13 protein-coding genes are annotated in these 10,165 nt (G+C 57.7%); 5 read left to right on the top strand and 8 right to left on the bottom strand.

The genetic code is table 11. The features are described from left to right. Window positions 1-263: 263 nt before the first annotated feature. Window positions 264-491, bottom strand: a complete 228-nt coding sequence (locus VNZ60_RS19540; protein WP_325662098.1) for a hypothetical protein — start codon at window positions 489-491, stop codon at window positions 264-266. Window positions 492-558: 67 nt separating this feature from the next. After that, the gene (locus VNZ60_RS19535; RefSeq protein WP_092354117.1) at window positions 559-1,035 is read right to left on the bottom strand and encodes an Lrp/AsnC family transcriptional regulator; all 477 of its coding nucleotides are present in this window, start codon (window positions 1,033-1,035) and stop codon (window positions 559-561) included. Between the two features lie 105 nt (window positions 1,036-1,140). On the opposite strand from VNZ60_RS19535, the gene kynB reads away from it, so the two are divergent. Genes kynB through kynA form a run of 3 tightly spaced genes read left to right on the top strand, consistent with a single transcriptional unit; the run spans window position 1,141 to window position 3,947 of the window. Beyond that, a complete protein-coding gene (kynB, locus tag VNZ60_RS19530; RefSeq protein ID WP_325662094.1) occupies window positions 1,141-1,812 on the top strand; it encodes an arylformamidase in 672 nt (223 codons plus the stop codon). A gap of 17 nt (window positions 1,813-1,829) precedes the next feature. Beyond that, entirely contained in the window at window positions 1,830-3,086 is a 1,257-nt protein-coding gene (kynU, locus tag VNZ60_RS19525; protein WP_325662093.1) for a kynureninase, read from the top strand. Window positions 3,087-3,104: 18 nt separating this feature from the next. Then, window positions 3,105-3,947, top strand: a complete 843-nt coding sequence (kynA, locus tag VNZ60_RS19520) for a tryptophan 2,3-dioxygenase (protein ID WP_325662091.1) — start codon at window positions 3,105-3,107, stop codon at window positions 3,945-3,947. A gap of 12 nt (window positions 3,948-3,959) precedes the next feature. On the opposite strand, the gene VNZ60_RS19515 is transcribed toward kynA, so the two are convergent. The 5 genes from VNZ60_RS19515 to VNZ60_RS19495 all read right to left on the bottom strand — a co-directional run bounded on the left by VNZ60_RS19515 (window position 3,960) and on the right by VNZ60_RS19495 (window position 7,468). Next, the gene (locus VNZ60_RS19515; protein ID WP_325662089.1) at window positions 3,960-4,544 is read right to left on the bottom strand and encodes a hypothetical protein; all 585 of its coding nucleotides are present in this window, start codon (window positions 4,542-4,544) and stop codon (window positions 3,960-3,962) included. An 18-nt stretch (window positions 4,545-4,562) separates the two neighbouring features. Further along, window positions 4,563-4,808 carry a hypothetical protein gene (locus tag VNZ60_RS19510; protein ID WP_325662087.1) on the bottom strand — a complete coding sequence of 82 codons (246 nt, stop codon included), beginning with the start codon at window positions 4,806-4,808 and terminating at the stop codon, window positions 4,563-4,565. 4 nt (window positions 4,809-4,812) lie between these two features. Then, complete coding sequence (locus VNZ60_RS19505) at window positions 4,813-5,736, bottom strand: DNA/RNA non-specific endonuclease (protein WP_325662085.1); 924 nt, start codon at window positions 5,734-5,736, stop codon at window positions 4,813-4,815. 99 nt (window positions 5,737-5,835) lie between these two features. Next, window positions 5,836-6,360: a hypothetical protein gene (locus VNZ60_RS19500; protein ID WP_325662083.1), complete on the bottom strand. Its 525-nt coding sequence runs from the start codon at window positions 6,358-6,360 to the stop codon at window positions 5,836-5,838. 103 nt (window positions 6,361-6,463) lie between these two features. Further along, window positions 6,464-7,468: a GlxA family transcriptional regulator gene (locus tag VNZ60_RS19495; RefSeq protein ID WP_325662081.1), complete on the bottom strand. Its 1,005-nt coding sequence runs from the start codon at window positions 7,466-7,468 to the stop codon at window positions 6,464-6,466. A 156-nt stretch (window positions 7,469-7,624) separates the two neighbouring features. Here VNZ60_RS19495 and VNZ60_RS19490 point away from each other — a divergent pair, with 156 nt between their 5' ends. Both VNZ60_RS19490 and lepB read left to right on the top strand, forming a co-directional pair. After that, window positions 7,625-8,236, top strand: coding sequence for a cysteine hydrolase family protein (locus tag VNZ60_RS19490; RefSeq protein WP_325662079.1), 612 nt, complete (start codon window positions 7,625-7,627; stop codon window positions 8,234-8,236). Window positions 8,237-8,471: 235 nt separating this feature from the next. Next, a complete protein-coding gene (gene lepB, locus VNZ60_RS19485) occupies window positions 8,472-9,140 on the top strand; it encodes a signal peptidase I (RefSeq protein ID WP_325662077.1) in 669 nt (222 codons plus the stop codon). A 13-nt stretch (window positions 9,141-9,153) separates the two neighbouring features. On the opposite strand, the gene VNZ60_RS19480 is transcribed toward lepB, so the two are convergent. Beyond that, on the bottom strand, window positions 9,154-10,077 hold the full coding sequence (locus tag VNZ60_RS19480; RefSeq protein WP_325662074.1) for a LysR family transcriptional regulator: 924 nt from the start codon (window positions 10,075-10,077) through the stop codon (window positions 9,154-9,156). Between the last annotated feature and the right edge of the window lie 88 nt (window positions 10,078-10,165).

Raw genomic sequence — 10,165 nt, 5'->3', positions numbered from 1 at the left:
GACTTGCATAACCACGAAAGTAAGGCTTAAATATGTTACCCATGTCCCGGCACAGGTGTTACCCATGTGTCCGGTCTATACAGCGAAGCAAGAAAAAGTGACTAGCTGCCGGGCTACCCCCGGCGTGCATCCACGGAGTAGAAAACGTTTTAGTTACGCTCTAACCGTTCATTGCATGCGCACGCACTTACTCCGTGGCCCGTTAAAAGGGGTCAGAGTAATTTTCGCAAAGGGCCGCGAAAAAAAACTCCGCCCCCATTTAACTATTGCGCCGGCAGCTTGAGTACAGTCACCCGGTCGATGAAAAATTCGCCATCGACACACTTCCGATGCGGCACCCCCGCCACCTTGAATCCCGGCCCACCCTCAGCCACCCAGATCTTGGCAACCGTATCGAAATCCTCCAGCTCCAGCCCAAGCAGCGGCGCCGACAGCACAAATTGCGCGCCCTCTTTTTGTCTTGCCAGAACTTCTTCAATCGTCTTTGCCATAATTTCAATCTGATTTATTGGAGGGGTTACTTACTTATTATCGCGACAGCGCCAAGGACATAGAGCCTCAAGCATCGCGCAACAATTCACGCGGCAGCTCATAGGTTTCCTTAATCGCCTGCAACACGATATTCGAACGGATATCTTGCACGCCCGGTATTTTATATAACTTTTCCAGCACAAAAGCGGAATAGTGCTTCAGGTTGCGCGCCTTCACCCGCAGCAAGTAATTGGCATCGCCGGTGATGATGTAAGAGCCCACCACCTCCGGATAATTCTGCAGCGCCTGCATGAAATTCTCATGCCAGCTCTCGACATCGCGCCGCATCGTCACCTGCACGAATACATCCAGCTCCAGCCCCAGTTTTTCCGGATTCAGCAGCGCGCTATAGCGGCTGATAATGCCCTCCTCCTCCAGAATCCGCACCCGGCGCAAACACGACGAAGGAGACAGGAAAACCTGTTCCGCCAGATCCTGGTTGCTGATCCGGCCATTCTGCTGCAATAAGGTCAGAATGTTTAAATCGATGGTATCGAGCTGCATTGAAATTATCTTTCAATATTAATTAAATATTGTTGATTTTATTCTAAATAATATGAAATCCATCCATTAATTTCGTATAAAAATTCCAGTAAGCTAGCCTAAAATATGCCGTCTGATTCAGCATGGGAGAAAGCCATCGCCACTTCAAAACCCATCTGGGACATCAGTCCCGCCCTGTCCGCCCGGATTCCCGTGTGGCCCGGCGACACCGCCTACAGCGCGCAAACCACCTGGGCAATAGGTGACGGCTGCCCGGTACACGTCAGCCGCATCACGCTATCCACCCACACCGGCGCGCACTGCGATGCTCCCAGCCACTACGATGCACAAGGCCAGACTATCGACCAGGTCAGTCTGGACGCCTATATCGGCCCCTGCCGCGTGATCCATTGCATAGGCGCTACTGCCACTACGCCGGTCACACCGCAGGACATTGCCCATGCATTAGCAAACCTGCCGCCGCGGGTGCTACTGCGCACTTACGCCAGCGCGCCGCAAGAGCAATGGGACGCAGGATTTGCGGCGGTAGCGCCCGAAACCATCGCGCTGCTGGCGCAGCATGGGGTGCGCCTGATCGGCATTGATACCCCTTCGCTCGATCCGCAGGATTCCAAAACCATGCTGGCGCACCATGCCGTCAGGCAGCACGGCATGGCCATCCTCGAAGGCATCGTGCTCGATGCGATAGACGCCGGCGACTATGAACTGATTGCGCTGCCCTTGCGCCTGGCCGGCATGGACGCCAGTCCGGTGCGCGCCATTTTGCGCCCTCTTTAGTCTTCAGGAATACGACCATGACCAACAGCACCCGCGCAGATTGCCAGGCCTTGGATAAAAGCGACCCGCTGGCGCCGCTGCGCAGCTTATTCGATTTGCCGCCGGACGTGATTTACCTGGACGGCAATTCGCTAGGCGCACGCCCGCACGCGGCTTTGCAACGCGCACAACAAGTGATCCAGCAAGAATGGGGCAAGGACCTGATCCGCAGCTGGAACAAGGCCGGCTGGTTCGAGCTGCCAAGCCGGCTCGGCAACCAACTGGCGCCGTTGATCGGCGCCGGCGAAAACGAAGTGGTCATCACCGATTCCACCTCCATCAATCTGTTCAAGCTGCTGGCCGCCGCCTTGCAAATCCAGGCCGCCAGACCGGATGCAGCGCAGCGCAAGGTAATCGTTACCGAGCGCGATAATTTCCCGACCGATATCTACATGGCGCAAGGCTTGACCGAATGGCTGGATCGCGGCTACCGCATCCAGCTGATCGACACGCCGCAAGAACTTGCCACCGCCGTAAATGCCGAAACCGCGGTCCTGATGCTGACCCATGTGAATTACCGCAGCGGTCATCTGCATGACATGCAAGCCGTCACCCAAGCTGCGCAAGAACAAGGCGCGCTGGTGCTGTGGGACCTGGCGCACTCGGCCGGCGCGGTGCCGATCGATCTACACGCTGCAAATGCCGATTTTGCGGTGGGCTGCACCTACAAATACATCAACGGCGGCCCCGGCGCACCGGCCTTCGCCTGGATCGCGCCACGCCACCACGCACAATTCCGGCAGCCGTTGAGCGGTTGGTGGGGTCATCGCGCACCATTCACCATGCAACCAGCATTCGCGCCGGCCGAAGGCATACGCCGCGCACTGTGCGGCACTCAGCCGATCGTCTCGCTGGCGATGGTGGAATGCGGCCTCGACATCTTCGCGCAAACCGATATGCAAGCCGTGCGCCGCAAATCGCTGGCGCTGACCGATCTGTTCATCGCCCTGGTCGAGAGCCGCTGCGCCGGTCTCGGCCTGACGCTGGTCACGCCACGCCCGCACCAGCAACGCGGCAGCCACGTCAGCTTCACCCATGCGCACGGCTACGCCGTCATGCGCGAACTGATCGCCCGTGGCGTCATCGGCGATTACCGTGAGCCGCAAGTGATGCGCTTTGGCTTCACCCCGCTGTATACGCAGTTCACCGATGTCTGGGATGCGGTCGATACTCTGTACCGGATTCTGGTGGACCAGGATTACGAAATCAACGCGCAACAGGAAGCAGTTACCTAATTATTCAGGAGTGACGAAATGGAATGCCCGTTCAACCCAAAAGAGTCATGGCATGGCGCCCAGATGGATGTCGGCGACACCATGAGTTATGGCGATTATCTGGCGCTGTATCAGATTTTGTCGGCGCAACGGCCGCGCTCGCCGAATCACAATGAAATGCTATTCATCATCCAGCATCAGACCAGCGAACTATGGATGAAATTGATGCTGCACGAGTTGCACGCGGTGCGCGCGCAGATGCGCAACAACGATCTGGCGCCGGCGTTCAAAATGATGGCCAGGGTGGCGCGCATCATGGACCAGCTGGTGCACGCCTGGGATGTTCTGGCGACCATGACGCCGCCAGAGTACACCGCGATCCGCCCCTACCTCGGCCAATCGTCAGGTTTCCAGTCGTTCCAGTATCGTGAGATCGAATTCCTGTTGGGGAACAAGAATCCCGCGTTGCTGCAGGTACACCAGCACTCGCCTGAGTCATATGCACGGCTGCAGGATGCACTGCTGCAGCCGTCGATCTACGACGAAGCGGTGATGCTGATGGCGCGCGCCGGCTTGCCGGTCGATCAAGCGCGTTTGAGCCGGGACTGGAGCCAGGCCACCGCCGCCGACAGCTCAGTGGAAACAGCCTGGCTGGCGGTGTACCAGGCGCCTGATACACATTGGCAGTTATACGAGCTGGCCGAAAAACTGGTCGATCTCGAAACTTCTTTCCGCTACTGGCGCTTCCGCCACCTGACCACGGTGGAACGCATCATCGGTTTCAAAAAAGGCACCGGCGGCACCGAAGGCGCCAGCTATTTGAAGATGATGCTGGATGTGGTGTTGTTTCCGGAATTGTTTTCGCTGCGGACTTCTCTCTGAGGCGGCCGACGCTCAAACCGCCTGATGACGTTTTGCCACGCGGGCCCGCACATCTTGCACATCGGCCGGTTCGCAACGCAGTTCCAGCAACTGATTGACGGCGATCTCGTCCGCCAGCGAGGTTGCCGTTACCTTGGCTCCGAAAAAATCCGCGTCCAGGCTAAGCGCATTGCAGATGCGCTTGCGGCCTTGCTCATCGGCTGGCAGTTGCAGCACCACCGTCAGATAGTTTGGCGTTGCAGCGTTCGACTGGCTATCCGATACAGGCAGCCGTAGTGCTGCTTGCGCCACTTCCGGCTGAAGCGGTACCGGCACAGCTGCTTCAGGAAATCGCGCTTGCTGTTCCTCGGCGATTTCATCCGCCGACACCAGCACCGAACTATGCGGCCCGGGCCATTTCTTGACGCCGCCGATCACAGCCGGCGTGCCGCCGCTGACTTCATATTCGGTTTCAGAAATTTTCTCGTAGTGAAAAGGCTCCCAAGCCGGATCGCCATGCTTGCGCATCGCCACCGCCTCCAGCACCTGGCTGGCGGGCGCGCCGTTGCCCAGCATGCCGACCGTGCTTAGCCCTGCATCGGCTGTTGTGTCATCCATCGTGCTTACCTCTCTGCTTCAAAATGGATTGCTGACCTTTACCACCGGTGCAGCAGGCAAAACCTCAGGCAAGGTCCGCGATTCAAGTTCTTCCACCACCCGATTGATCAGCGACTGCAAGGTTTTGGCTTGCTCCAGCCCGTGCTGGTCCAGCGTCAGATCGAGATCGCCGAACAGGCTGACCCGGTCCAGACGATTTTCTACATTCAGCTGGCCTATGGTGAGGGTTGAGCTTTCATCCGAGAACGGAATAAATTTAGACATGTGACTATCCTTTATGCATCAGGTTTGTGACGGAATCGAGCAGCATTTTCAACATATCGTTAAATAACCTGGTCAGCAGATCGGTCTCTATTTTTTTAATCTGGGCGGCCGCCGGCTGCTCTGTTTTCTCAGGAGCATGCCTGGCGCTGTACTGGCCACCCCCACCCCCGCCCCCACCTCGAGCCCCAGGCAATGGCATCGCCACATCCTTGATGCGTTTCGGCACGCCGGGCAACAGATCGATGCGCAAGGTATTTTCCAGCTGGCTCACCGACAAAGCCTGATAGTGGGAAGTGTCTTCGTTCTTGATGAAATAGGCGCCGGCCTGCTGTCTCTTCGGACTATAGACCACTTTATAGAGATAGGTCGGCACCAGCACATTACCGACCTTTTGCAAATCCTGGCCGAGAAAAGCCGGCCCGGTAACCACATACAGCTCACCGTCTTTCACCGCCAGACGCCGCACAGCGCTCTCGATCTCGGCCCAGATATGACGATTGTTTTGCGGATTCTGCGGAACCATGTTGGCAAGAGTAAAGCTTTCATACTGCGAAGTGCGGTTCGCCATGTCGCCGTTGGGGCTCATATGGCCGCGATCGAAACCGGAGCGCGCGTAGTCTTTCAGTTCGGCACGGCCATTGATCAGCAGCGCCGGCTCGGGATGAAACGAATTTTCGCGCGACAGCGTACGGGCAGCGTCGATATTATCGCGCGTCAAATGTTCGGCCGACCATAAAGGAGTGCGCGTGATCCCTGAATGCATGACAGCAAAAGCCTGGTAACACAACTCCTGCGTCTGGCGCGCCAGCTTGTCGTTGAGAATTTGGGGGGCTAGACCGGCGGCGTAATGCGAAGGACAATCTGTGGCAAGAACCGCGGAACTGAGAAAGAAAAGGGAAACCAGGAAATAACGTAACTTGTGCAGCATCGCTCACCAAAACTGTATAAATACCCAGTATAAGGTTTTACTTAAACTGCTCCAAGTACTATCCCAGGATTTTTGCTGACGTTGTTTTTACTGACGCTGTTAATGCGGCGTGCGAAATTCGTTGGCGACCCAGGCGCTTGCGCTACTCTGGCTCAATTTAAAAGTCGCCGCTACCCGCACCTGCGCCAGTTGTTCGCCATCTGCATCGTGCGCGGTCAGCAAGGCATACGGAAAATCGTCGTCTGGAATAATATCCAGCGTGACATTCAGCGTTGCCTCGGCATCGCTGACGAAGATGCTCTTATGCAGCATGGCATGCAGTTGCTGCTCGTGCCTGCGCACAAATTCCGAAGCTGTCTTGACCAGCGTGATAAAGGCCGAAGCATCCAACGGCTTCGGATTTTTTTTATCACGCCCCATGGTCCAAGGCCCGATCAACGCCGGTTCCGGTTCGCCATCCTTGATCATCGCCACCGCCCAGCCGTCGTCATCGTCATTCTTGATAATGCGCGCAGTCCAGCCATCGTCGCGCCACAAGCGCGGCTCCTGGGTTTTCTGATTTTGCTGATCATCGCCAGCGGCGTCAGTGTGTTGGTCGGGAGTTGCTGCGGAATTATCGGTCATTGCGGAATGCTTCACTGCTAATAGGGATACAAGAAAGAGAGCCGAAGAAAAGCCGGCAAGCGAAGCCGGCAAACCCGAATTGTATAGTACAAAGCGCGGCGGCTCACTGGCGCCGGAATTGTTTGCGGTAAGCGGCAGGAGAAACCGAAAACGCGGAAGTGAAATGCTGGCGCAGCGACACAGTGGAACCGAAGCCGACTATTTCGGCGATACGGTCTATCGCCTTGTCGCTGGTCTCCAGCAGCCGCTGCGCTGAAGCCAGGCGATGGTTGAGCAGCCATTGCGATACCGTGGCCCCGGTTTTCATCTTGAAGCGGCGGGTGAAATTGCGCCGGCTCATGGCGGCCCTGGCAGCCAGCAGGTCCAGGCAAAGCGGCTGGTCGAGATGTTCGATGGCCCAATCCAGGGTGACGGCGAGCTGGTCGCTGCCGCCGGTTTCTGGCAACGGCTGTTCGATATATTGCGCCTGGCCGCCGTTGCGATGCGGCGCCACCACCATGCGTCGCGCGATACGATTCGCCACTTCGGCGCCATGGTCGCGGCGCAGCAGATGCAGGCAGCAATCGATCGCTGCCGCGGTGCCGGCCGACGTCAGGATGTCGCCGTCATCCACGTACAGTACTTTCTGATCCAGCTTGACGCGCGGGTATTTCCGGGCAAAATCGTCAGCCCACACCCAGTGGGTGGAGGCCGCCCGGCCATCCAGCAAACCGGCTTCGGCCAGCACAAAAGCGCCCAGGCACAAACCGACAATCCTGACGCCGCGCGCATGCGCCTTGCGTAAAGCCAGCAGCAAGGCTTCGGGCGGACGTTCGTCGGGATCGCGCCAGGCCGGCACGATCACGGTATCGGCTTCCGCCAGCGCCGATAGATCATGTTGCACATTGATGTCGAATCCCGACATGGTCGCAATCAGGCCCGCCTTCTCGCCGCATATCAGCAAGCGGTAACGCGGCACGCCCAGCCTGGCCAGGTCGTCGCCAAACACCATGCAAGGCACGGACAGGTGGAAGGGGCTGATGCCCTCGAAGGCGATCACCGCTATGGTGTGAGCGGATTCTGGCTCAGTTTCGGGGGCAGTTTCGGGAAGCTGGGCTGGTTTTAACATGGCCCGATCCTATCATATTGCGTCCTTCGGGACGCTTTCGCGCATCGCCGTGAAACCCGATACTTCGTCCTGTTCCGGTGTTCCGCACAACGCGCCAAGGAACAGCAGAGATGAGCGATTGGCGCTCATCATGCCCGCTCAAACAGGAGTTTCAAGATGCACCATCCCACCATCCGCACCATCGCCGGCGCGACCGCACCAGCCAACATAGAAACCGGCAACAGCGCCCTGCTAGTCATCGACTTTCAAAACGAATACTTCAACGGCAAGATGCCGATCCCGGACGGCGCACGCGCACTAGGCAACGCCCGGCGCCTGGTCGCCTTCGCCGACCGGGCCGGCATCCCGGTGTTCCATGTCCAGCATGTCACCCCTGCCGGCACGCCGATTTTTGCCGAAGACGGCGCCACCGCGCAATTCCATGATGAACTGCAGCCCGCGGCCCACCATACCGTGCTGCAGAAGTCCTCCGTCAGCGTGTTTCCGACTACCGATATCGACAGCCGCCTCAAGGCCGCCGGCATCAAGACCTTGATCATCAGCGGTCTGATGACCCACGCCTGCGTAGCCGGCGCGGCGCGCGATGCGGTGCCGCTCGGCTATCAAGTGCTGGTGGCCGAAGACGCCTGCGCCACGCGCGATCTCGATACCGCCGATGGCGCCGTGCTGCCGCACGCCACGCTGCACCTCGCATCGCTGGCGACCATCGCCGATACTTTCGGTGATGTCATGACCACCGCGCAGATCCTGCAATTGCCCCTGGTCTGAACCGACGAAAGCTACGCCGTCATCGACAGCTAACGAGCGCTAATTGGGGTCAGCGCTAATTGGGGTCAGAGTCGAATATTTTCGTGCATAAATATTCGACTCTGACCCCAATTAACTTTGACAGATGCGTGGCGAGTAAAGAATCGTGGGAGAAATAGGTGGCATACTGTGCGGATCGCAAGACCGGATACGCTGGATGACAAAACATCGGCAACCACTGAAAGGCGGAATAGAAATGAAAAACTGGATTCGTCTCAACAAGGGATTTTTGTTATTCCTTTTCCTATTCGGCATCTTCCGCACCGCAGTCGCCGACTGGAATCCGATCCCCTCCGGCTCGATGCGCCCCAATCTGCTGGAAGGCGATGTGGTGTTCGTCAACCGCCTCGCATTCAACCTCAAGGTCCCGCTCACCAATATCGTCATCAGCCATCTGGGCGAACCGAAACGCGGCGACATCGTCACCTTTTTCTCACCCCTCGACGACACCAGGCTCATCAAGAGAGTAATTGCGCTACCCGGCGACACAGTCGAAATGCGCGATGAAAAAATGATCATCAACGGCCATCAAGCCAGCTACGCCATGCTCGGCACCGCCCGTGAGCCGCTCGAACAAGGCGGCACCCTGGTCGCCTTGCGCCTGAACGAAAAGATGGGAACGGAACAACACCGGATCCAGCTGCTGCCGCAAGTCAACGCCAACCGCAATTTCGGCCCGATCACAGTGCCGCAGGATCACTACCTGATGCTAGGCGATAACCGCGACAATAGCGGCGATTACCGCCATTTTGGATTCGTGCCGCGCGAATTGCTGATCGGACGCGCCGAACGCGTGCTGGTATCGGCCGACATCAAAGGCAACTGGCTGCCGAGAACCGAACGCTTCGGCATGCAACTGCATTAATAAGTTAATACCATCAACGCCTGGATTTCACTGCGCGGCTGCCGGTATCATGCAGCCGCTTTTCAATCAATTCCGACATGCCCTGCGCCGCGATAGAAAGAGAACGCTCTTTCTTTTTCACGATCAGGATCGGCCGCACCACTTCCTGCGCCTCGATTGGGATGCTGACCAGATTCATGTGACGGAACTGAAACAAGGTCAGCTCCGGCACAATGCTTACGCCCAGCCCGGATTCAATCAAACCCGCCACAGTAGCCAGATGCTCCACCTCCAGACCGGAATTCATCACCGGAATACCGCGCAGCAGCAGCTCGACATGCTGCCGCACGCTGGTGCTGCGCGCCAGATGTATCAGCTCGCAACCGCTTAAATCAGCGAGCCGGATACGACGCTTGCCAGCCAGCGCGTGGTCCTGGCGGCACACCAGATAAAACGGATCGCTGCACAGGGTCTTGGTATCGAACTCGGTCAGGCCCGAACCCGGTGCGGTCAAGGCAATATCCACTTTTCCCTGGCGCAGCATGGCCAGGCACTGGTCCGACAAGGCGTCGTACAACTGCACCGTAATCCCTGGATAAGTCCGTTTGTATTCGGCAATCACCGCTGGCAAACCGTTCGCCGCCAGCGACGGCAAGGCGGCAATCGCCACCCGGCCCTTGCGCCGTGCGACGTAGTCACTCATATCCGCAAACGCTGCCTCGATATCGGTGACCAGCGAGCGCGCCACTTCCGCAAACAGTTCGCCCTCAGCAGTCAGCGTGACGTTACGTGTATCGCGCTCGAACAGTTTAGCGCCGACCGCCTCTTCCAGCTTTTGGATCATGACGCTGAAAGCAGATTGCGACATGAAGCAGCGCTCTGCGGCGTGGGTAAAGTGTTTGCATTCCTGCAGCGCCAGGAAGGCGTGCAGCGAGCGGGTGGAGATATTGAGCTTCATTGACGGATCTGCTAACCAAGCTGCTTGTTGGACCGCCCATTAATCGGAATAAACGATTAATCCATCGGAAAAAACCATTTTACAGCAC

Source organism: Collimonas sp. (assembly GCF_035566375.1).
GTDB lineage: Bacteria > Pseudomonadota > Gammaproteobacteria > Burkholderiales > Burkholderiaceae_D > Collimonas.
This window is presented reverse-complemented; position numbering and strand designations above follow the sequence as displayed.